The sequence below is a fragment of the Mucilaginibacter sp. L196 genome (assembly GCF_009765905.1).
GTDB lineage: Bacteria > Bacteroidota > Bacteroidia > Sphingobacteriales > Sphingobacteriaceae > Mucilaginibacter.
Genome location: NZ_LMUO01000009.1, coordinates 459,725 through 482,149, shown reverse-complemented (window position 1 = coordinate 482,149; position 22,425 = coordinate 459,725). Strand labels below are relative to the sequence as shown.

23 protein-coding genes and 1 pseudogene are annotated in these 22,425 nt (G+C 40.8%); 10 read left to right on the top strand and 14 right to left on the bottom strand.

The genetic code is table 11. The features are described from left to right. Nucleotides 1-63: 63 nt before the first annotated feature. Both apaG and dusB read right to left on the bottom strand, forming a co-directional pair. On the bottom strand, nt 64-450 hold the full coding sequence (gene apaG, locus GSQ74_RS05765) for a Co2+/Mg2+ efflux protein ApaG (protein ID WP_158990982.1): 387 nt from the start codon (nt 448-450) through the stop codon (nt 64-66). Nucleotides 451-495: 45 nt separating this feature from the next. Then, nucleotides 496-1,488 carry a tRNA dihydrouridine synthase DusB gene (gene dusB, locus GSQ74_RS05760; RefSeq protein ID WP_158990980.1) on the bottom strand — a complete coding sequence of 331 codons (993 nt, stop codon included), beginning with the start codon at nt 1,486-1,488 and terminating at the stop codon, nt 496-498. Nucleotides 1,489-1,526: 38 nt separating this feature from the next. On the opposite strand from dusB, the gene GSQ74_RS05755 reads away from it, so the two are divergent. From GSQ74_RS05755 to GSQ74_RS05740, 4 genes and pseudogenes are all read left to right on the top strand, one after another. Continuing rightward, a complete protein-coding gene (locus GSQ74_RS05755; RefSeq protein ID WP_158990978.1) occupies nt 1,527-2,471 on the top strand; it encodes a CPBP family intramembrane glutamic endopeptidase in 945 nt (314 codons plus the stop codon). Next, on the top strand, nt 2,472-2,684 hold the full coding sequence (locus tag GSQ74_RS05750; protein ID WP_158990976.1) for a putative signal transducing protein: 213 nt from the start codon (nt 2,472-2,474) through the stop codon (nt 2,682-2,684). Then, complete coding sequence (locus GSQ74_RS05745; RefSeq protein WP_158990974.1) at nt 2,681-3,493, top strand: phosphatidate cytidylyltransferase; 813 nt, start codon at nt 2,681-2,683, stop codon at nt 3,491-3,493. The genes GSQ74_RS05750 and GSQ74_RS05745 overlap by 4 nt, the downstream gene beginning before the upstream one ends. Before the next feature lie 56 nt (nt 3,494-3,549). After that, nucleotides 3,550-4,203, top strand: a pseudogene (locus tag GSQ74_RS05740) (phosphatidylserine decarboxylase family protein); the annotation flags it as partial. Between the two features lie 539 nt (nt 4,204-4,742). Here GSQ74_RS05740 and rplS read toward each other — a convergent pair. From rplS to GSQ74_RS05715, 5 genes are all read right to left on the bottom strand, one after another. Next, complete coding sequence (gene rplS / locus GSQ74_RS05735; protein ID WP_158990970.1) at nt 4,743-5,090, bottom strand: 50S ribosomal protein L19; 348 nt, start codon at nt 5,088-5,090, stop codon at nt 4,743-4,745. 129 nt (nt 5,091-5,219) lie between these two features. Next, nucleotides 5,220-6,248 carry a hypothetical protein gene (locus tag GSQ74_RS05730; RefSeq protein ID WP_158990968.1) on the bottom strand — a complete coding sequence of 343 codons (1,029 nt, stop codon included), beginning with the start codon at nt 6,246-6,248 and terminating at the stop codon, nt 5,220-5,222. Between the two features lie 47 nt (nt 6,249-6,295). Further along, nucleotides 6,296-6,976 carry a tRNA (guanosine(37)-N1)-methyltransferase TrmD gene (gene trmD / locus GSQ74_RS05725; RefSeq protein WP_158990966.1) on the bottom strand — a complete coding sequence of 227 codons (681 nt, stop codon included), beginning with the start codon at nt 6,974-6,976 and terminating at the stop codon, nt 6,296-6,298. Nucleotides 6,977-7,063: 87 nt separating this feature from the next. Continuing rightward, nucleotides 7,064-7,588: a ribosome maturation factor RimM gene (gene rimM / locus GSQ74_RS05720; protein ID WP_158990964.1), complete on the bottom strand. Its 525-nt coding sequence runs from the start codon at nt 7,586-7,588 to the stop codon at nt 7,064-7,066. Between the two features lie 154 nt (nt 7,589-7,742). Next, the gene (locus tag GSQ74_RS05715; RefSeq protein ID WP_158990961.1) at nt 7,743-8,285 is read right to left on the bottom strand and encodes a 30S ribosomal protein S16; all 543 of its coding nucleotides are present in this window, start codon (nt 8,283-8,285) and stop codon (nt 7,743-7,745) included. 165 nt (nt 8,286-8,450) lie between these two features. Here GSQ74_RS05715 and GSQ74_RS05710 point away from each other — a divergent pair, with 165 nt between their 5' ends. Beyond that, the gene (locus GSQ74_RS05710; protein ID WP_158990959.1) at nt 8,451-8,735 is read left to right on the top strand and encodes a hypothetical protein; all 285 of its coding nucleotides are present in this window, start codon (nt 8,451-8,453) and stop codon (nt 8,733-8,735) included. 42 nt (nt 8,736-8,777) lie between these two features. Here GSQ74_RS05710 and GSQ74_RS05705 read toward each other — a convergent pair whose 3' ends face one another. The 3 genes from GSQ74_RS05705 to rsfS form a co-directional block, all read right to left on the bottom strand. Continuing rightward, on the bottom strand, nt 8,778-9,416 hold the full coding sequence (locus GSQ74_RS05705; protein WP_158990957.1) for a lactate utilization protein: 639 nt from the start codon (nt 9,414-9,416) through the stop codon (nt 8,778-8,780). Nucleotides 9,417-9,492: 76 nt separating this feature from the next. Next, nucleotides 9,493-11,613 carry an ATP-dependent zinc metalloprotease FtsH gene (gene ftsH, locus GSQ74_RS05700; RefSeq protein WP_158990955.1) on the bottom strand — a complete coding sequence of 707 codons (2,121 nt, stop codon included), beginning with the start codon at nt 11,611-11,613 and terminating at the stop codon, nt 9,493-9,495. 66 nt (nt 11,614-11,679) lie between these two features. Further along, a complete protein-coding gene (rsfS, locus tag GSQ74_RS05695; RefSeq protein WP_158990953.1) occupies nt 11,680-12,054 on the bottom strand; it encodes a ribosome silencing factor in 375 nt (124 codons plus the stop codon). Between the two features lie 54 nt (nt 12,055-12,108). Between rsfS and GSQ74_RS05690 the strand changes: the two genes are divergently transcribed. The 4 genes from GSQ74_RS05690 (at nt 12,109) to pfkA (ending at nt 16,205) form a co-directional block, all read left to right on the top strand. After that, nucleotides 12,109-12,882 (top strand): biotin--[acetyl-CoA-carboxylase] ligase, encoded by a 774-nt coding sequence (locus GSQ74_RS05690; protein ID WP_158990951.1) that lies wholly within the window; start codon nt 12,109-12,111, stop codon nt 12,880-12,882. 12 nt (nt 12,883-12,894) lie between these two features. After that, nucleotides 12,895-13,350: a protein-disulfide reductase DsbD domain-containing protein gene (locus tag GSQ74_RS05685; RefSeq protein ID WP_158990949.1), complete on the top strand. Its 456-nt coding sequence runs from the start codon at nt 12,895-12,897 to the stop codon at nt 13,348-13,350. 18 nt (nt 13,351-13,368) lie between these two features. Beyond that, the gene (locus tag GSQ74_RS05680) at nt 13,369-15,081 is read left to right on the top strand and encodes a protein-disulfide reductase DsbD (RefSeq protein ID WP_254060816.1); all 1,713 of its coding nucleotides are present in this window, start codon (nt 13,369-13,371) and stop codon (nt 15,079-15,081) included. A 146-nt stretch (nt 15,082-15,227) separates the two neighbouring features. Beyond that, nucleotides 15,228-16,205, top strand: coding sequence for a 6-phosphofructokinase (gene pfkA / locus GSQ74_RS05675; protein ID WP_158990947.1), 978 nt, complete (start codon nt 15,228-15,230; stop codon nt 16,203-16,205). Nucleotides 16,206-16,210: 5 nt separating this feature from the next. Here pfkA and GSQ74_RS05670 read toward each other — a convergent pair whose 3' ends face one another. Next, complete coding sequence (locus tag GSQ74_RS05670; protein ID WP_158990945.1) at nt 16,211-17,953, bottom strand: PAS domain S-box protein; 1,743 nt, start codon at nt 17,951-17,953, stop codon at nt 16,211-16,213. A 68-nt stretch (nt 17,954-18,021) separates the two neighbouring features. After that, nucleotides 18,022-19,134 carry a metallophosphoesterase gene (locus tag GSQ74_RS05665; protein ID WP_254060815.1) on the bottom strand — a complete coding sequence of 371 codons (1,113 nt, stop codon included), beginning with the start codon at nt 19,132-19,134 and terminating at the stop codon, nt 18,022-18,024. A 354-nt stretch (nt 19,135-19,488) separates the two neighbouring features. On the opposite strand from GSQ74_RS05665, the gene GSQ74_RS05660 reads away from it, so the two are divergent. Further along, nucleotides 19,489-20,559, top strand: coding sequence for a PA0069 family radical SAM protein (locus tag GSQ74_RS05660; RefSeq protein WP_158990943.1), 1,071 nt, complete (start codon nt 19,489-19,491; stop codon nt 20,557-20,559). 138 nt (nt 20,560-20,697) lie between these two features. Here the strand turns inward: GSQ74_RS05660 and GSQ74_RS05655 are convergent, their stop codons facing one another. After that, entirely contained in the window at nt 20,698-21,093 is a 396-nt protein-coding gene (locus GSQ74_RS05655) for a hypothetical protein (protein WP_158990941.1), read from the bottom strand. Between the two features lie 28 nt (nt 21,094-21,121). Beyond that, the gene (locus GSQ74_RS05650; RefSeq protein ID WP_158990939.1) at nt 21,122-22,339 is read right to left on the bottom strand and encodes a metallophosphoesterase; all 1,218 of its coding nucleotides are present in this window, start codon (nt 22,337-22,339) and stop codon (nt 21,122-21,124) included. Nucleotides 22,340-22,425: the final 86 nt, after the last annotated feature.

The window sequence follows — 22,425 nt, the reverse complement described above, 5'->3', positions numbered from 1 at the left end:
AAATCAGTTCTTTGAAAATTTAAACAATTGTGGTCAGATAAAGCAACGGCCTCGTGCGATTCCCTAATTCATCCTGTACGGAGTGATCAAATAAAATTCGGGGATTTTTACGTTGAAGATGGAATTATCCATCAGGCGCATCATTTGGTATTCGCCTTTCATGCTGCCCATGTCAGTTTTCAGGTTACAACCTGACACATATTCATGCGACTGGCCGGGCTCTATCATCGGCTGCTGACCAACTACACCCTCGCCTTCTACTTCACGTTTGGCACCGTTAGAATCAAAAATATACCAGTGTCGCGCTAAAAGCTGTACAGCATAATCTCCCATGTTTTCAATTTTTACCCGGTATGCAAACATAAAATGATCATTACCCGGATTGGAGTATTCGGGTTGATAGATCGTTTCTACTGAAACTTTTACACCATCGGTAATCGTTGTAACCATTGAGGACTGTTGTTATAAATCAAATATAAATACATATAGCAAATTTTACGCCATTGTAAACGCATAATTTTCATTTATTTGCGATAAAATATCATATAATTCTTCTTGTGTGCCCGCTTTAACCAAATTCATGCGGTATTCTTTAAAATTCTCTATCCCTTTAAAGTAATTGGAGTAATGCCTGCGCATTTCAAAAACACCTGTTTTAGGGCCTTTCCATTCAATAGATTTACCTAAATGGGTTTTGCAGGCATCAATTCTTTCGGCGATAGTAGGTTTATCTAAATGTTCGCCGGTTTTAAAGTAGTGTTTTATCTCGCGAAAAATCCAGGGGTAACCAATTGCTGCCCTGCCTATCATCATACCATCCACACCAAACTCCATGCGCCAGTCGGCAGCCTTTTCGGGCGAGTCGATGTCGCCATTCCCAAAAATGGGGATTTTAATCCGCGGATTTTTTTTAATGTCACGTATCAATGCCCAATCGGCAACGCCTTTATACATTTGTGCACGGGTACGGCCGTGTATCGTTAAGGCTTTTATACCTACATCCTGTAAGCGCTCGGCAACTTCGTAAACGTTTTTGGTATTATCATCCCAGCCTAAGCGGGTTTTAACAGTAACAGGCAAATGCGTGGCCTCAACAACGGCTTTTGTCATGGCTACCATCTTATCAATGTCCTGTAATAAACTGGCACCAGCGCCACGGCAGGCCACCTGTTTAACCGGACAGCCGTAGTTAATATCCATCAGATCCGGACCAGCTAATGAGGCAATTTCAGTAGCCTCACGCATGTGGTCAATATCGCTACCAAAAATCTGGATTCCTATAGGGCGCTCGTATTCAAAAATATCTAGTTTCTGACGGCTTTTGGCGGCATCGCGAATTAAGCCTTCGCTGCTGATAAATTCGGTATACATCATATCGGCCCCATGTTGCTTGCACACATAACGGAACGGCGGATCGCTCACATCCTCCATCGGCGCTAACAACAGCGGGAATTCGCCTAAATCAATATTTCCTATTTGTACACTCATGCCTTATATTCGTTGCAAAAATACAAAATTTACACCGGATGATAAATACGCCTGATAAACATGACATTAAGCAGAATGTAGGCATACACCCGTTCTTTCAAATGCTCATACTTTTTTCTTTGCTGATAGGCTTGGTTATGGTTGGCTTCTTCGTGGCAAGTGCTATAATCACCGCGAAATACGGCGCTAATACGATGACCGATGTAATGGCTTACAACATTAGTAACGCTCATGCATTAAATGGCTTGTGGATATTGCAAATAGTAAGCACAACCATTCCCTTGTTTATTACACCTATATTTTTTGCATGGGTAATTGTTCGCGAACCGCATGAATATTTAAGGGATACCCCAAAGTTTCCGCTCGTTTTACTGGGCATCGCATTTATCATTATGTTCTTTTCTATGCCGTTGATAGAGCTGTTAAGCAATATCAACCAATCCATGGTGTTCCCTCATTTTTTAAAGGCAGTTGAAGACTGGATGCGCAGTACCGAAGCCTCAGCACAAAAAGCACAGGACGCTATGCTGAAAATGAATACCCTTGGCGATATGTTTTTTGTATTGGCAGTTGTAGCTTTTTTGACCGCCATTGCCGAGGAATTTATGTTCAGGGGATGCTTGCAGACGATCTTCGTAAAATGGACAAAAAACCAACATGCGGCCGTATGGATTACTGCGTTTTTATTTAGCGCTTTCCATTTTGAATTTTTTGGATTTTTACCAAGGATGATGCTGGGCGTATTATTCGGTTACTTTGTGGTATATAGCGGTAGCATTTGGCCTGCAGTTGTAGGTCATTTTGTAAATAATGGCACCGATGTGGTGATAACTTATCTATCGCAACACAAAAAAATAAACATCAACCCTGACGACCAGCATGTATTTAATTACGCGGGCTATATCATTAGCCTTATAATTATATTATTTTTGTTTTGGGTATACCGCAACATTGCATTAGGCAAAAAGCAGGTGCTGCTATAGATGGAAAAAAACTGGGTCAAAATTTACAAGTCAACAAATTTTTATCAGTCGGAGATTGTGAAACAGATGCTTTTACAGCATAATATAACAGCCGTTTTGCTTAACAAGCAGGATTCATCGTACCGCAGCTTCGGCAATGTGGAGGTTTACGTTCACCAGGAGGATTTTGACCATGCTATTGAGCTGCTTATCCTCAATCAAATCGAATTATGAAAACACGTGCTATAACAGGCTTCTTTTTTATTATTGTTATGCTGGCATCAGTGCTGTTAGGGCATTGGGTGTTCGGTGGCTTTTTTTTACTACTAAGCCTGTTTTGCTTAAATGAGTTTTACTCGCTTATTAAACAAACAGGCATCAGCCCAAACCAAGCAACCGGGATGCTTAGTGGCCTTGTTATTTATACGGTATTCGCGCTTTTTAGCTCCGACAGTTATAACCTGCTATACCAAAAATTAATCTTTTTAATAGTGATCGCGATAACAGCCGTGTTTGCACAGGAACTTTTCAAAAAAACGCCTGCTCCGTTCACCAACTTGGCTTATACTTTTTTAGGTTTGATATTAACTGTTGTCCCGTTCACTTTTTTCCATGCATTGGCTTACATCCAGCTTGGTTTTAATTTCCATTTCCCGTTAGCCTTTTTGCTGATGCTTTGGGCTAACGATACCGGCGCTTACCTTAGCGGTATGGCCATCGGCAAGCACAAACTATTCGAGCGTCATTCACCTAAAAAAACATGGGAAGGCTTTATTGGCGGCGTAGCCATTAGCGCCGGTGTAGCTTTTATCATCAGCAGGTTTTTTATTGAACTGCAATGGCAGCAATGGGTAATCATGGCAATTTTAATTGGCACCGTAGGTACTATGGGCGATTTAGTGGAATCCATGTTTAAACGCAGCATTAACGTAAAGGATAGCGGTGGTATACTGCCCGGCCATGGTGGTTTACTTGACCGATTCGATGGGCTATTTTTAGCGGCCCCAATTGTATATAGTTACCTATACTTAATTTCAAAATAGTAATTTTGCATAATTATTGCTCTCATAACTTATCTTTAAAACAAAAAAACTGACTAATGACCATCCATAAAGAAGGATACACTTCCCTAGCCATCTGCATCCTGTTCATATTTGTATTGAATGCGGTAATACAGTTTTATTATCCCGAAGCACATTCGTTAAAATGGTTTGTATACGTTTTATCGTTCCTGCTTTTTGTTATCATACTGCAGTTTTTCCGCAGTCCATCAATCAGCATCGCCCAAAATGAAACACATGTACTTTGCCCTGCTGATGGTAAGGTTGTAGTAATTGAGGAAACTACCGAAACTGAATACTTAAAAGATAAACGCATACAGGTATCGGTATTTATGTCGCCGATTAATGTGCACATTAACCGCAACCCTATAAGTGGTGTGGTTAAGTACTTCAAATATCACCCGGGCAAATACTTGGTGGCATGGCATCCAAAATCCTCTACCGAAAACGAGCGCACAACTGTGGTAACCGAAAACAGCGTGGGCACGCAAATCTTGTTCCGCCAGATTGCTGGTGCTTTGGCCCGCAGGATTGTTTGGTATGTGAAAGAAGGTGATAAAGTAGAGCAAGGAGACCAGTTTGGCTTTATTAAATTTGGATCGAGGGTTGATGTTTATCTACCGCTGGGCACCGAAGTTAAAGTTGCCATTGGCGATGTTGTAAAGGGCGGCAGAACCGTTTTGGCTGAACTGGCCAAGGAAGTGCCCACCAAGAAAATTAAAGTTGAAACCGCGGTTGAGGTGGATCAAGCTTTTATCGCCACAGATGTACCCGTTAAACCGGTTGTGGTAGTTGAGACTGATAAGAAAGCCCCTGCCAGGAAAGCGAAAAAAGATATTTCTTAATAGCGAAATACATTTTATATAGAAAATCCCATCTTATTAAAGGATGGGATTTTTTTTGCGCCTGTTTAAAAATAATAAAACCGCTTGGTGAGTATTATTGTGCGTAAAGGCTGTCATACTGAGCGTAGTCGAAGTATGTGGGCAGGCCTTTGCGCGCGTCCTTCGACTACGCTCAGGATGACAGTCACTCCACAACGGTAAAGAATCTAACAAAGCCGACCTCCAAATCGGGGATTGCCATGCTCCGCAATGACGATTTTTAAATCGCTGCCCCACTTTCCGGCCCGACAATAAAAAATCAAACGCACGAAAAAGCCTTTACAGAAAATCTGTAAAGGCTTTTATATTTTATAGGCATTCCCCATAACAGGGAACAACAGATATAATTAAACTCTTTTTGATTTAATACGAGCGGCTTTACCTGTAAGGGCACGCAGGTAGTAAAGTTTAGCACGACGCACTTTACCGTGGCTGTTAACTTCTACTTTATCAATGTTAGGAGAGTTTACAGGGAAAATACGCTCAACGCCTATTCCGTTTGAAACTTTACGAACAGTGAATGTTTCGTTATTACCAGTACTGTTACGTTGTATAACAACACCTTGATAAAGTTGGATACGTTCTTTGTTTCCTTCTCTGATTTTATAATGAACGCTCACAGTATCACCTGCCTTAAATGAAGGAAATTGTGTTGCTACTACTGATTGCTCTTCTACAAATTTTACTAAATCCATGATTTTAAGCTCTTAAAGCGATTTTTAACCCGTAAAAATCGGATTGCAATTATAGGGATTTTATTTTAGAATTAAAAATGGATTTTAAAATAATATTTATTCCATGCGATTGGAAAATAACCACCTCCGTTATTTAACAAATATACAACTGGCGTTACTGCCGGCAGGCCCAAGGTTTGTAATTGTTCCGTTTTTCCAGTAAACGGCGCTTTCTGCCCCATTGGCATCAGTTAAAGTACCAGCCACATAAACATCTCCATTATATACAAATATCGAATTGGCCGCTGATGTTTGTGTTGATAAATGGGTGGCTACTCCGTTTTTCCAAACTGTTGCTACACCATTACCTCCGGCGGTCAATGATTCAAACCCGGATACATACACATCGTTTTGATAAACAAAAACACCCTGTGCAAAACTGCCAACTTGCTTACTTAGCATAGTAACTGTGCCATTTACCCATAGGGTGGCGTAGTTAAATATTCCCTGGCTATCATAACCGTAGCCTGCCGCGTAAACATTAGCACCTGCAACATATAGCGATAGTATAACACCACCAACATTGCCGGTACTGATATCTACAACCGAGTTATTCTTTTCATACATAGCATCCGAAATAGCGTTACTGCCGTTATAATTGCTATTCATCGTATAACCAGCAAGGTAAACATCGGTTCCTGAAACAAACCCGGTAATGGCCACACTGCCAGCATTTACATAACCATTTTGCTGTCCGTTCTTCCAGTAAACAGCATGCGGGTCATCATTTCCTTTTTCAATTAAGCCTGCAATATATACGTCGCTACCGGAAACCGATATGAAGTTAGCTACTACATACGCGCCACTATCCGTCAAAAAATTAGCTTGCCCGTTTTTCCAGTAAGTAGCTAAAGAATTACCCGACGTTGCTTCCGAACCGGCTACATATACGTCATTATTAGGTGTTACAAAAATTGAGCTGGTAGATGCGCCCTGTCCATTATTAGTTAAGTGTACTTCCGTACCGTTCTTCCAATAAACAGCATCCTTATTGTCTAAACCGGAAATATATACATTGGCAACAGGCGATACCTTGCCTGTTATTTCGCTTTTTTTGCAGGATGACAGTATGAATAAAAATGAAAAAAAAATTAGCGTGTTTTTTAAGATCGGGCGCATCAGTTCAGGATTTAATCAGGCTAATATAACAAAATATTGCCAGCGAATTAATCTCCCTCTAACAAATCAGGCCTGCGTTGTTTAGTACGCTCTATAGCCTGCTCAAAGCGCCATTTTTCTATTTCGGGTGTGTTGCCGCTTAATAGTATCGCGGGCACTGTATGCCCCTTCCAATCTGCTGGGCGGGTGTAAACCGGGGCATCAAGCAGGCCATCCTGGAAAGAATCAGATAATGCTGATGTTTCATCCGATAATACTCCCGGGATCAATCGTACCACCGCATCTACCACAATAGCCGCGGGCAACTCGCCCCCTGATAATACATAATCGCCAACAGAAATTTCCTTAGTTACAAACAGATCCCGTATGCGCTGATCGATACCTTTGTAGTGGCCGCAAAGAATGATAAAATTCTGTTTGATGGATAGTTGGTTAGCCATTGCCTGGTTAAGCGTTTCCCCATCCGGCGACATGAAGATGACCTCGTCATACTCACGTTCCGATTTTAGCTTTTCAATGCAGGCCGCAAAGGGCTCAATAGTCATTACCATGCCGCTGCCGCCGCCGTAAGGATAGTCGTCTACACTTTTTTGCTTGCTGGTGGAGTAATCCCGCAGGTTATGCACATGAATTTCGGCAATGCCTTTTTTTTGCGCACGCTGTAAAATGGAGTGAGCAAAAGGACTTTCTAATAAACCGGGCAATACAGTAATGATATCGAAACGCATGGGGCAAAGATAGGTAAACCCCCCAACCCCCTAAAGGGGGAGCAATTAAAAAATTTTGCAATTATTCCCCCTTTAGGGGGCGAGGGGTTACTCTAAATAAATATCCAGCAAACCATCCGGCAAATCAATGAATACTTCATTCTTCACCACATCGATAGCCTTGATGATGCTTTCATTTAGCGGAAAAAGTACATCACAATCCTTATAATTCACCGTAGCGATTAATTGCTGCGGGAATTCGTTTATCTCTGTAATAACGCCTAATTCGCCTTCGTTTTCATCAATCGCTGTAAAGCCTAACAGATCTTTTAAAGTGAACTCACTCTTTTTCTTTTTAGGTTTTAGTTTGTTGGGCAGATAGACATCTTTTTTTACCAACGGCGTGGCTTTTTCAATGGTATCAATATCCTCTACATAAATATAGGCGATGCCTTTTTGTGGATATTTTATCGATTCAACAAAATAGGGAACCAGCTTACCTGCCATATCAATAAAAATGGCTTCGATATTTATATCGTGCAGGTTTTCAAAGTCGATATACAATTGCAGTTCGCCTTTCAGGCCTCTGCTTTTTAATATGGTACCTACCCTGAAACAATCTTCGATTTTCATAAAAATGCAAATTTAAATGCTCGCGTTTTTATCCCCTCCGTCTCCTTTTAGTCGACACCTCCCCCTGATATCAGGGGGAGGCCGGGAGGGGGTAAAAGCAAAAGGCGAAGAACCTTAAACAGATCTTCGCCTTTTGTATAAAAAATTAAAAAAATTATTCAGCGCTTTCTGCTTCTGCTGAAGTTTCTTCAGTTGCTTCTGCTACCGGAGCTTCTTCTTCTGGAGTTTCTTCAACTACAGGAGCATTTTTAGCTGCAATTGCTGCTGCTTTTTCTTCTTTCTTAATAGCTTCTGCTGCTAACGCTGCTTTGCGGGCTTCGTCTTTTGCTGAAACTAAACTTGTTTTTTTACCGGTAATCTTACCTTCTTTGTGATCTAACCATTCCTGGAACTTAGTAGCAACTTGTTCTTCAGTTAAAGCACCTTTCTTTAAACCACCTTCTAAGTGTTTTTTGTACAATACGCCTTTGTATGAAAGTATTGCGCGACAGGTGTCAGTTGGTTGTGCACCGTTATTAACCCAATCAAGAGTTTTGTCGAAATTGATGTCGATAGTTGCTGGGTTAGTGTTAGGGTTGTATGAACCTAAACGCTCAATAAAACGTCCGTCTCTTGGAGCACGTGCGTCTGCCACTACGATGTAGTAAAAAGGTTTTCCTTTTTTACCGTGTCTTTGCAATCTGATTTTAGTTGCCATTCTTTAAATTTTTTATGTGTTCAACATTATCCCCGGAGTTAACTTTCAGCGGGGCTGCAAAGGTAGGTAAAAAATATATAATAAAAAAATTATGTGAAAAGCTTATAAAATATTATCTATACGGTAGATAAACCCTAATTATAATTAAACTTTTAACCTTTAACAATGAAGAAATTCAAACCTCTTATTGCTTTATTATTAATCATTTGCACATTATCAAGTTGTGCTACCGTTTTTGGTGGCCATGTAAATGCCTACCAGCGCACCAAACCGCTTGCAGGGCAGCGAACTCGTCCGTTGCGCGTAGGTGCTTTTATCTGCGACCTGGTTCTATTTTGGCCGGGACTGGTTGTGGATTTTGCCACATGTGCAATTTACAGGCCTCATTCTCCTGACGCACCTGAGGCTACACCAGTACCTGTATCTTCAACACAAGGAACAAGTAACTAAAATAACATTGGAAGCCGGGTAATCCGGCTTTTTCATTTTCTATTATCCATCCAACAAAAACACAAACAGCTCCTTAGGGCCATGGGCACCTAAAACCAGTGTTTTTTCAATGTCTGATGTACGGCTTGGACCCGTTACATTGGTAATCATTGAGGGTAGCTGATGACCGTATTTAGTTTTGATGAGTTTAAAGCCGTCCTTTAAATCGGTAACCAGCTGCGAGGTGTAGGCCAAAACAATATGTACCGGGGGATAAATACTTAACCTGCGGCCTGCCATATTAGCGTTTGATAGCAAAATACTGCCATTACGTGCAATTAATGCTTCGCAAAGGGTAAAGCCTACCTGGGCTTGCTCAAAGTCTTTATCGGTTTCAAAGTAAGGATACTCGTATTGTGTTAGTATTTCCTGCAATGGTGGTTCCCAGCAGTAAATTTTGTGCCATTTGCGTTCCTCGGCAAGGGTCAATAGGTTTTCTATAAACTGGATCTCGTCCTCACAAAAAACAAACTGGCCCGCTATGGCGGTAAACTGCTCAGCAAACAGCACTTCCAGCATCTCCTCATTAGGTGCATACATCGGCAGGTCCTCTAAATTAGGATAAGGGTTATCCCGCTTCTCAAGCAAGGCCTTACGTATCTTTTTTAGTAGTTTCTCCTTAGATGTAGTTATATCTCTCATGGTAGAAAGTTTAAAAGCCGAAAGTCCAAAATCACCTAATGACTTCGGACTTTCGACTCAAGACTTTGGACTTAAATTATTCTTTATCAGAACTTGCGTCGTTCTCTTCTGGTTTTCTTTCGAATGTTCCTGAATGATCACCAACACCTTCATGCACTAATCCTTGTGCCGCAGGATCCTGGTTTGATTCAGCAGGTGTACCGTTCACAAATTCGTCGTAAGTAGTACGATTATCAAACGGACGCTTGCCTAATATTTCTTCCAGATCTGATTGGAAAAGGATTTCTTTTTCAATCAATTTGTTAGCTAAAGCTTCTAAACCTACACGTTTCTCAGTTAGCAGTTGTTTAGTCCGCTGATATACCGCATTGATCTGGTTACGAACTTCGGAGTCAATTAATTCAGATGTTTTTTCAGAATATGGCTTATTAAACTGGTATTCGCCTTGTTGATCATTAAACGATACGTTACCAACCTTCTCATTCATACCGTATATTGTAACCATGGCGTAAGCCAGTTTGGTTATACGCTCCAAATCATTTTGAGCACCGGTTGATATTTTACCGAAGACAATATCTTCAGCAACACGGCCGCCTAACGTCATACACATACCGTCTTCCAACTGCTCAATGGTATATAAGAATTGTTCTTTGGGTAGATATTGGGCATAACCCAAAGCTGCAACACCACGCGGAACAATAGATACCTTAACCAATGGATCAGCATGCTCCAGGAACCAGCCTGCAATAGCGTGGCCAGCTTCGTGATAAGCTACAATGCGTTTTTCTTCCGGAGAGATGATCTTGTTTTTCTTTTCTAAACCACCAATCACACGGTCAATCGCATCCTGAAAATCCTGCATGTCAACTGCCTCTTTGTTCTTACGGGCGGCTATCAAAGCTGCTTCGTTACAAACATTGGCAATTTCAGCACCAGCAAATCCCGGGGTTTGTGCCGATAATTTTTTAGCATCAACACCTTCTGCCAGTTTAACCGGTTTTAAGTGTACTTTAAATATCTGCTCACGGCCAATTAAATCCGGTTTATCGATAGATACTTGTCTGTCGAAACGTCCCGGGCGCAATAATGCTGAATCTAGTACGTCAGGACGGTTAGTAGCCGCTAAGATGATGATACCTGAATCGGTACCGAAACCATCCATCTCCACCAATAATTGGTTCAATGTGTTTTCGCGTTCATCATTACCACCTACAATATTGTTTTTACCACGGGCGCGGCCTATCGCGTCAATCTCATCAATAAAAATGATACATGGCGCTTTATCCTTAGCCTGACGGAACAAATCACGAACACGTGATGCACCTACACCCACAAACATCTCCACAAAATCAGAACCTGAAAGGGAGAAGAATGGCACCTGCGCTTCGCCTGCAACGGCTTTAGCCAACAATGTTTTACCTGTACCCGGCGAGCCTACCAATAGAGCCCCTTTAGGTATCTTACCACCCAGGTTAGTGTATTTTTTAGGGTTTTTAAGGAAATCTACAATTTCCATTACTTCCTGCTTTGCTTCTTCAAGGCCAGCAACATCATTAAATGTTACAGATACCTGGGCCTCTTTATCAAACAAGGTAGCTTTTGACTTACCAATATTGAATATCTGACCGCCCGGGCCACCGCCTGAACCACCTGACATGCGGCGCATTACAAACAGCCATAAGCCAACTACCAAAATAACCATCAGTACAATTTGCACCAGCGGATTTGAGAAAAGGCTGTCGTTTGGTTTGTATTCTACACCGATCTTCTGTGTATCAGGCATGCCTGTTTCAGCAGCTAAGATGGCTTGGTTTAAGCTTTCTAATGTAGGGTATGTGAATTCATATTGCGGACTGGCACCAGACATGTTTAAAGTGCCCTGATCTTTAGCTACATCAGCATACTGCGATTTTTTTAACGCTGCTTTTGTAAGGTAAATATCAGCGGTAACAAAATCACCTGTTTTTGATGCTACAACCTTATCTACATCACCAGCCTTAAGCATGGTTGAAAATTGCTGAAAAGTAACTGTTTTACCGGGTATATCATTCATCATGTATACAAAGGCAAACATTGCAGCTAAAATAATTCCGTAAATCCACATAAAATTGAATTTAGGTGGCTTCACAGACTTTTTATTCGATATTTTCCGTATTGGTTTGGGTTTTTCCAACTTATTATCTTTAGTATCTTTCATTTCTTTACAACAGCAAACTTACTATTTACAATTTAACATTTAAAAGGGGCCTTAAACGCTATTCTATCAGGCGCTTTTATAAAATTTAATTTCGGCATCTCCCCACAATTCCTCTACACCATAAAATTCGCGCTTGTCGGTCCTAAAAATGTGTACAACAACATCTATATAATCCAGCAAGATCCATTCACTATACTCCAACCCTTCCTTGCGCCAGGGCTCCTGTTGCGTAGCTTTAAAAATCTCTTCCTCAACACTGTTTGCTATTGCTCTAACTTGCGTAGTCGAGTCAGCATGGCAGATCACAAAGTAATCAGATACTGAACTGAAAATATTACGGAGGTCTAACCTTACAATCTCATTTCCCTTCTTTTCCTGCATGCCATGTATGGCAAGTTCAGAAAGATAAGCGGATTCCTTTAACGTTTTACTTTTTACCATCAAAAAGAGTTAGTTTTGAACGACTTTGATTTACAAATATTATATTAATATACTTTGCAAAATAACATTATTTCAGGATTATTTGTTGGACAAAATTTAATCATCCTCAAAGAAGTTGACTCCACCAACAATTTCCTTAAGAATACCTTGTCAAATTCCAAGCCATTGCCTGAGGGAACGGTCATTATGGCAGAAAGCCAATACGCAGGCCGAGGGCAGCAACAAAACCGTTGGCATAGCGATGCAGGGAAGAACTTAACATTCAGCATTCTGCTAAAGCCCTCTTTTTTAGCTATATCCGACCAGTTTAACCTTACCCGTACCATAAGCTTAGGTGTGTATGATGCACTTTATCCACTGCTTGGCAAGGGCTTAAAAATAAAATGGCCAAATGATATTTATTACAATGATATGAAACTTGGCGGCATGCTGATTGAAAATGCCATACAAGGCAGCCAGATAAAACACTCCATAATTGGCATTGGTTTAAACATAAACCAGGATAGTTTTCCTGAAAGTATACCAAATGCGGCATCAATTAAGCAAATCTTACAACGGGATTACGATTTAAGGCAGATATTATCAGACATTTGCAGCCATATTGAAGCATGGTATCTTAAATTAAAAGCCGGGCAGGTTGATGTTGTAAGGAAAGAATACTTATCCCGACTATATTGGTTGGGAGAGAATAAACGTTTCAGAAGCGCGACAGGTGATTTTGAAGGGGTTGTTAAAGATGTGTTAAATAACGGCCTTTTGGTTGTTAAAAACAGTTTTGAAACAGAATTAACGTTCAATTTTAAAGAAATAGAATTTTTAAATAAATAATTTAGATCTACAATGAAGAAGTTATTATTGTTGGCATTTGTATTGGTGATGGGCACAAGCGCATTCGCGCAAATTGAAGCGCCTGTAAAATGGGCTTACGCCGCGAAAAGGATCAGTGCTACCGAAGCGGTAGTTTTTATCAGGGCTACAATTGAACCTGAGTGGCACATCTATTCTATTAATCAAAAAGATGGTGGCCCGGTTAAAACCTCGTTCACCTTCCCTGCATCTAAGGATTATGCACTGCTTGGCAAAGCATCAGAACCAACACCCGCTACCAAATTTGAAAAAGCTTTTGGTATTGATGTAAGCTATTTTGAAAAGACAGTAACCTTCCAACAAAAAATAAAATTGAAAACACCGGGAGCAACCGTTGTTAAAGGCAGTTTAGAATACATGACTTGCAACGATCGCAAGTGCCTTCCACCGGATGATGTTGATTTCTCTATCCCAATCAACGCTAAATAATTATATCCGGCTGAAAAGATGAAATTTTCCAAGAACAGATTTGCGATCAGGTTTATATTAATGGCTTGCCTTGCGGTTGCGTTTTTTTTAACCACACAAGCTAACGTTTACGCCAAAACCGCTGATACCGCATCATCAAGCGATGTACAGTTTACCAGCATACCCACCGCTGCCGATAGCATGGCTGCCAGAAAACAGGCACAAGCCAAATTAGCAAAAGCTAAACCACCCACCATAAATAAAACTGCTAATACAGAAAAACCAAAAACACTTTGGGCCATTTTTTTAGCCGGACTTTTGGGTGGATTCACCGCGGTTTTAATGCCTTGCATCTATCCCCTTTTACCGTTAACTGTTAGCTTTTTCACTAAAAAAGCAGGATCGAGGGCTAAGGGTATTTTGCAATCCTGTATATATGGCTTGTCAATTATTGTAATCTATGTGGCGCTGGGTATGATCATATCGATCGTATTTGGATCAGACGCATTGAACGCGCTGGCTACTAACGGCATTTTTAACCTGTTCTTTTTCTTATTACTGGTTGTTTTTGGCATATCATTTTTGGGGGCATTCGAGATCACTTTACCAAGCTCGTTAGGCAATAAGCTGGATGCTAATGCCGATAAAGGTGGATCTGCCGGTATATTTTTTATGGCTGCAACTTTGGTTGTGGTATCATTCTCCTGTACAGGTCCAATTATTGGAACGTTACTGGTTGATGCCGCATCAAAAGGTGATCGCCTTGGGCCAGCAATTGGTATGCTTGGTTTTTCGGTAGCATTGGCATTGCCGTTCACAATATTTGCACTGTTCCCATCAGCCATGAAAAGCCTGCCAAAATCGGGCGGTTGGTTAAATAGCGTTAAGGTAATACTGGGCTTTTTGGAATTGGCTTTTGCCCTTAAATTCCTTTCAAACGTTGACTTAGCCTACCATTGGAACTGGTTTGACCGCGAGATATTTTTATCATTGTGGATAGCGATTGGCTTGATGATGGGTTTGTATCTGATCGGCAAGATCAAATTTTCGCATGATAGTGATACGTCTTATTTATCAGTACCAAGAGCATTTTTATCTATCATCGTATTCGCGTTTGTTGTTTATATGATACCGGGTTTATGGGGTGCGCCATTAAAATCCATCAGCGCGTTTTTACCTCCGATAGCTACGCAGGATTTTGATCTTTCACAATCACCGGGCGGTAACTCTGGCGGACCTGCGGATACCGCATCTGTAAAAAACAGGAAATACGCCGGTAACTATGACCGTATAAAAACACGCGGACTAGATGCATGGTATGATTATGACCAGGCTTTGCAGGAATCAAAAAAAATACACAAACCGATTTTGATAGACTTTACAGGTTTTAATTGTGTTAACTGCCGTAAGATGGAAGCTAATGTTTGGAGCAATCCGCAAGTTTTCAATCACCTGAAAAATGATTTTGTACTGCTGCAATTAGTGGTAGATGATAAAGCGGCATTACCAGCCAGCGAACAATTTGTATCTACCTACAGCGGTAAAACTATCACCAATCTGGGTGGCAAATGGAGCGATTTGGAAGCAAGCCGCTTCAATTCAAATTCCCAGCCATTTTATGTGATGCTGGATAGTGATGGCAATTTGCTTACTGACAAGAACGGCGCTACTATCAATCCATCCCCTGCAGATTATGATATAGCTGATTATAATAAATTTTTAGAATCGGGTATTGCGGCTTACAAAAAATAAAGCACCCCAAACTCACGTTAAGTTTAAAAAACAAAACGCGCTCACAAAAATTTAATGTAAATTCGCCCGATTTATAGATTGTGGTTTAACCATAGCTTATAAAACCGCAGATTGATTATTTAACGCTCAACAGCGCCCTTTTTAAAATGACGCAGATTAAAAATATAGGATTATACACATCAGGCGGCGATGCGCCGGGCATGAATGCTGCCATTAGGGCAGTTGTACGTTCAGCATTATACTATGATATTGAAGTTACGGGCATATTACGTGGCTACGAAGGAATGGTTAGGAACGATATGTTCAAGATGAACCGTAAATCTGTTTCCAACATTGTTCAGCGTGGCGGTACTATTTTAAAAACTGCACGTTGCGATGCGTTCAGAACTCCTGAAGGCCGCAAACTCGCTTATGATAATTTAAAAAAGAATAATATTGATGCCCTTGTTGCCATTGGCGGCGATGGTACATTTACAGGTGCTAAAATCTTCGGGCATGAGTATGATATACCTATTGTTGGCCTGCCGGGAACCATTGACAATGATTTAATGGGCACTGACTTTACCATTGGCTACGATACTGCTATAAATACGGTAGTTAATGCGGTGGATAAGATCAGGGATACAGCAGAATCGCACGATAGATTGTTTATTGTTGAGGTGATGGGCCGTGATTCAGGCTTGATTGCTTTGAGGACGGGTATTGCGGCAGGTGCAGAGGCGATATTGATCCCTGAAAATAAAAACGGCATGGCAGGCTTGCTTGACAGGCTGGAGAATGGCCGTAAAGACAAAACATCAAGGATTGTTATAGCGGCTGAAGGTGATGATGCCGGTGGCGCTTTTGAAATAGGAAGAATAGTTACCGAACGTTTCCCGCATTATGATACCAGGGTTTCCATACTGGGGCATATACAACGTGGTGGCAAACCAACTTGTATGGACCGTGTATTAGCGAGCCGTGTGGGTGTAGCCGCTGTTGAAGCATTAAGAGACGGGCACCGTAATGAAATGATTGGCGTTATTCACAACGAAATTTCATACACGCCGTTTGAGCATGCCATTAAACATGATCACGAGATCAGTAATAATTTCCTGAAAATTGTGGAGATACTATCGCTATAAGCGTTTTATTCACTTATAAAGGTTTTGTTAACTATAAGGCGTATAACATCGTCTATCTCGTTACCAACAACCAGCAGGTGATTAATTATTTCGATATTCTCGGGACTGCTAAAGTTTTCCATGTCAATAATATTAAGGAGGCCGAGCATGGTTGCCACTGGGCGGCGTAATTCATGTGAGCTTAACGATGCAATATTCCGCAGGCGCTCATTTTGATCAATTATTGATTTACTGGTATTAATCCGCTCGGTAATATTTCGTGCAAAACACCCCATACCTGTTATTTTACCTTCAGCATCAAATATTGGGTTAAAACTTGTTTCGTGAAAAACCGATTTGCCTGTATTCGGATCCAAGAGCTCTTCTTCAACAACAAAAGACTCTCCATTGAAACCCCTGGCATAATGTTCCTTCCATTTTGTTAAAACTTCATCACCAAAAACAGTATGCATTGCGCTATCTCCAGGTTGCGGCTCTGCTCCTGTTTGCGCGCTAATTGTATTTTTATATGACTGGTTCAAATATAAATAGCCAAAGTTACGATCTACAGACCAGATCAGATCTTCCGTATTATTGATAATAGCCTCCAGGCTCTTTTTCGTCCAGCTTATTTCTTTTTGGTTGTTTATTTTATCGGTTATATCCTGCCCCACCCCCTGTATACCGGTAACTTCCTTACTTTCATTGGTAACCGCAATAAACTCCCATTCCACATCATGCAAATTGCCATTAACATCCGGTTTTTTATGGATGAGATGAATTATTTTACCCGGGTTATTAATGCAGGTATAAAAAGCTTCTTCACATAAATAAACTTCTTCGGGCAGAGCGGTAGTACTAAAATGTTTACCGATAATATCGACTTTATTGTACCCAAGAATCTTCATAAAACGCTTATTAACAAACGTATATTCTCCGGCCATATTTATCCGCACTAAAAAATTTGTTTGCGAATCTATAAGTGAGTTAAGGAACTGCTCACGTATTTTTGCTTCTTCCTGGTAATAAAGCCTTTCGGTAACATTTGTGGCAACTGTTAAGCGGCAATCATAATGTTTGTATTGAATGGTATCGCCATACATTTCAGCATGTATCAGTTCGCCGCTTTTGGTTAAATGCCGCCAGATGCCCGAATTGCTATACCCTACAAATTTAGCTTCGGCAACGCCCCTGTCCTGCAAAAAATCATTCAGCGCCTTTTGATCCGCTTTAGGGCGAATATCCTGAATAGTCATGGTTAAAAACTCTGCTTCACTATAACCGTAGGTTCTGATAGCAGCACCATTTACTTTTAAAAACCTAAGCGAGGACACTTCATATATCCACATAGGGTTCGGGTTATTATCAAATAATATTCCGTAACCGCTTATAGCTTCTTCCTTATTGTATCGATCCTCATCTTCACGCTCCAGATCTTTAATAATGCTCAGTAAAACATTTCCTCCATGTTCCTCTGTATATAAACATCGCTTCTCGTTTATCCACTTGGTTTTTCCTTCGGCAGTAGTAATGCGATAGGTTATACTGGTTGATTTATCGTTATCTAATGGCTTGTCATATAAGTCTTCAACCTTTTTAATATCCCGCGGATCGATAAGACTAAACCACAAGGATGCGTTATTCTCAAACTTAATAGGCTCATAGCCTGAAAGATCGGCTATATTGCTACTTATATACGAGTAATTACCTTCATCCTGATTAAGGGCAAAGGCATAATCATTTAAAGCCGCCAGTATATGATTGAGCATAAGGGGTGCAAACGTGAATTATAAAGTTAGGTAATTTTACAAATAATAAGGGATATAGCTATACGTGGCTACATAATTTTCAGGTCTTCAAGCTTACTTTCTTCTAAAATAACTCTTTCACTTTCCTTTCCATGTATGTAACGCCATTTTATCAGCCTGATGCAGCCATCTGCAATTTCTATCCCGGTAATATCCCCGTCATCAAAACAACAACATCCGCTATTAAAATAGGTATCCAGGTATCCGGTAAAATCGGGTAATTTATCCCCTTTACTTTTCCGTTTGCCAATTTGCTTCTGCAAATCAGTTATCGCATTTTTATCATTTGCTTTTTCAGCTAATCCCAGTTCGTTGTATAGTTTTTCGATATGGGTAAACGATTTAAAAACAGGTTGATGGGTATGCCCGGTAATCAATAGTGTATTTTTTCGTTTCGAGCTCCATTGATACATCATACGGTTATGGGCAGTTTTTAAATCATCGTTATTAGCGGGTGTATTGGGGTTAATCCGCAGGTACGACTGGAAAGGCGCCCAAACATCAGAAACAAACCATTTGCTGAACCAATTACCGTCGCTTTGCAGATCGCCCTGGTGACCATGAGTCATGTAGATGGAAAGTGTTTTATCTTTTATTTTAGTTTGAAGGATAGCACCTTCATAAATTTTCACGCGTTCGCCATATATCTGCAACAAACTAACCGGCGCCAGCGGATCATTGGCCCAGTACAAGTCATGATTGCCAAATATTTTAATAAATGTCTTACGATGCAGAAAAAGTTTCTCCTTTTCGAACGTGGCCTTGTTATGTCGCTTTACGGTGATGAACAGATTTTCCCAAAGTTCTTCGCTATCACCTAAATTGATGTAGAAGAATTCATTTTTATGATAATGATCCAGCGCAGCCAAATAGTTTTTAGCCGCTTTGGCAAAAATGTCCATACCATCACGCGCGCCTTTATGCTGATCGGACAGAATGATGAATTTATCTTTTTGAGGGTCGAAGTTTATGATCTGGCCTTTATCTCCAGGATGGTCTGTAATATTTTTGTATAGCTCACTCAGCGCAGCATCCACGCGTTTCCTGTCGGGCCTTGAAGACAAGGTATTAGCCAGGCTAACAACCCGTTTAGTTAATAAACGTTGCAGGAATTTGCGCATATAGGTGATAACGTTAAACATAGTTTTGTGTTTTGATTCGTCTCTCCTGCAGGTGTTTGGAAGATCAAGAAAGGGTCATGCTAAGCGTAGTCGAAGCATGTATATGGGCGGGCCTCTGCGCAAATTAACGCTCTTCATAGACTAAAGTCTACGAAGAAATTATGACTGTAGTCTGAGACTACAGTCATAGTCGTCCGAAGTTGGAAACTTCGAACAGCTAAGGGGCCTCAGCATGACACCCTTTATACATAACGTATTGAAGTATAATTCAGATTAGATAATCTTCCGAACAACTATGATCTCCCCTCAAAAATCTTGATAAATATTTATCATACTCATATTGTAATTTACTAAAAATATTAGCAATTTTGTTTTATGTCGCACGAGGATAATGAGGAGTTTTTTAAGGGGAGAGGTGCCCAGGTTAACACGCATAACAAGTTCATCAAAAACAAATATGTGCGTGAGCATATTGAAGGACTGGATGAACCGCTGCTTGAAAACATTGCGACCCAGCTTTTTGAGGAGAACCCTAAAAAGATAGTAAGCGAATCAAAAAGTCCTGACCTAAGTCACATGTTCTCCATTAACCCCTACCAGGGTTGCGAGCATGGTTGCATTTATTGTTATGCCCGCAACACGCACGAGTATTATGGCTTTAGCGCTGGGCTCGACTTTGAGCGGAAGATAATTGTAAAACGCAATGCCGCCGAATTGCTGGAACAGTACTTTAATAAGAAGAACTATAAGCCGGTTTGCATATTGCTGTCAGGCAATACAGATTGTTATCAGCCGATAGAGCGTAAGCTGAAGATAACCCGCTCGCTGCTACAAGTGTTTTTGAAGTACCGAAACCCGGTGAGCGTCATCACCAAAAACAATGTGATACTGCGTGATTTGGATATTTTAACCGAATTAGCCGCGATGAACCTTGTGCATGTAAATATGTCTATCACTTCGCTAAATGAATCTTTACGGCAAAAATTAGAGCCTCGTACGGTAACCGCGACAGGGAGGCTGGCAGTAATTCAAAAGTTAACTGAAATTGGTGTGCCGGTTAGAGTGATGGCAGCACCAATCATCCCCGGATTGAACAGCGAGGAAGTACCGAACATTATTAAAGCCGCTGCAGACAGAGGTGCTTTAGCTGCAGGCTTTACTATTGTAAGGCTGAATGGCAGCATTGCTGAGATATTCAACGACTGGATATACAAAGCTTTTCCTGACCGTGCGGAGAAGGTGCTGAACATGATTAAGTCCTGCCACGATGGCAAGCTTAACGATAGTGAGTTTGGCCGCAGGATAAGCGGCGAGGGGCCTGTGGCGGAATCAATACATCAACTATATCGGATGGCTTGTGTCCGCTTTCTTTCAGGAAGAGAGATGCCGCCGTTTGATTATACTTTGTTTACACCTAAAGGTGGTAAGCAGACGGATTTGTTCTAACTATTCATTGTCGTTTTAATACATTTGCAACATGAATTCATCCGCCCTTTGGCCTGTATTAAATGGTTTAGTTGCGCTTACAGGTATTGCCCTGATCTATTTTTTCCTGATAAGACCTTTGTTAAAAAAATAGCCGAATCACCTGGTTTTATAGATCATTATTACTGAATCCTTAGTGGCTTTACTGCTATCACTTTTAAACAGGATGTACAAGCCTAATTCATTAGCAGTTAATTTAATGATTTTGTAAGCGGCATTATTATTTACAAAAACGGTATCGTGCAAGATGTGGTAAGCGTAAGTTGTTGGCTTATCTTTTACGGATTGATAACTAAAGCGCAGTGTGTCTTTATTGGTTAAATCGAGCAGGTTTTTGCCTATTAGTCCGGGATTCTTCGCGACTGATCTTACGGTATCATATTTCCATAGTTTATGGATAGAAACCGTATCGGCATTGCTGCTAGCCTGTTTTTTATTGTTGGAACAGCCTGCGATTATTGCAACTATCAGAAAAAATCCTAACCCGTATTTCATTTATACAAGTTAGGATTTTTCAGCAATATTATATCAAATCAACACTAATCGTATCGAACAGATTTTTAGTGCCCGATGAGTCTACCGTTGTGATTACAATCGTCAACTTACTTTCAGTAACAGTAACGGTACCATAACCATATGTAGACAGTGATTTATCGAAAGTGTGTGATGAAGGTACTGTTGTAGCATCGGTAGTTTTAACACCGTTAGCTGAAGGTACATGAGTAACCGGGCGACCGCCGCAACCTAAAATTACATAAGGTATTTGCACCTCTTTGCCATCAACGGTTATGTAGCGGGTATAACATTGGATATTATGCGAATGCCCTGAAAGAAATGCATCAGGAAAAATAGATGCCTGCGTACAGCTGTCATCAATATCTATCAGCATATCGGTACTGGATGAGTGGCTGCCCGCGCTAAATGGCGGATGATGCGTAGCAATAAGCAACGCCTTACGCTTTTCGGTTTTACGGGCAGTGGCAATGGCTTGTAATGTTTGGGTTAACCAGTCTTTTTGCGCTGTGCCGATAGTTGAGCCGGATATATAGCCGGGGTTTTCAGCAATATTCGAGTATAAACCAATAATATCCGCAAATGGTGTATTCAAATACCAATAAACGGCTGGTTGACTGATCATTTCTCTATAAATAGTTCCTGCAGCAGGTGGCACACCAGTTACTGCCTGGCAAAAATTAGCCTGAAATTCTTCTAATGTTGTTGTTTGGCCTGTGCTTACCCCGTTATATTTAAATATTTCACCATCGTGATTACCCGGTATGGCTATTATTTTGCCGGGATAGGTTTTATATGGCTCATAAAATTGAGCGTGATAACCCTGGTCTGTATTATCATAATAATCCACATCGCCTAAATGAAAAAAGAAAGCCGGTGAAGAAGCCGGTTCAGCAGCATTATAATCAGCCGACATGGCATCTGCAACCAATTGTTGGGTACTCCCGGTTTCAATTCCGGTATCGCCAACGGTATGAAATATCAATGTGCCGGCTTGTTCAATTTCAGTAACACCCGCATCACCAATAATCTCTGAGAGCATCATGATTGGGTTGCGTATTGGGGCAGGTATGGGTAAAAGCTGTGTTTGGACGTAATCCGTCATCCTGGTACCTATTCCGCTTACTTCGCTTCTTTCAGCAATTGGGGTTGGAGTGTAAAACGGATGCGCGAAGCGCAAAACCTCGCTAGTTGATTTTTTCTGAGTTGGATTTAGTTCAGCTGCCATAATAAATTAATAAAGTTTAGGCTAATAACAATTAAGAATGACTAGTTGTTATTAACATTATGATATGTTTTTATTAAATTTTTAGC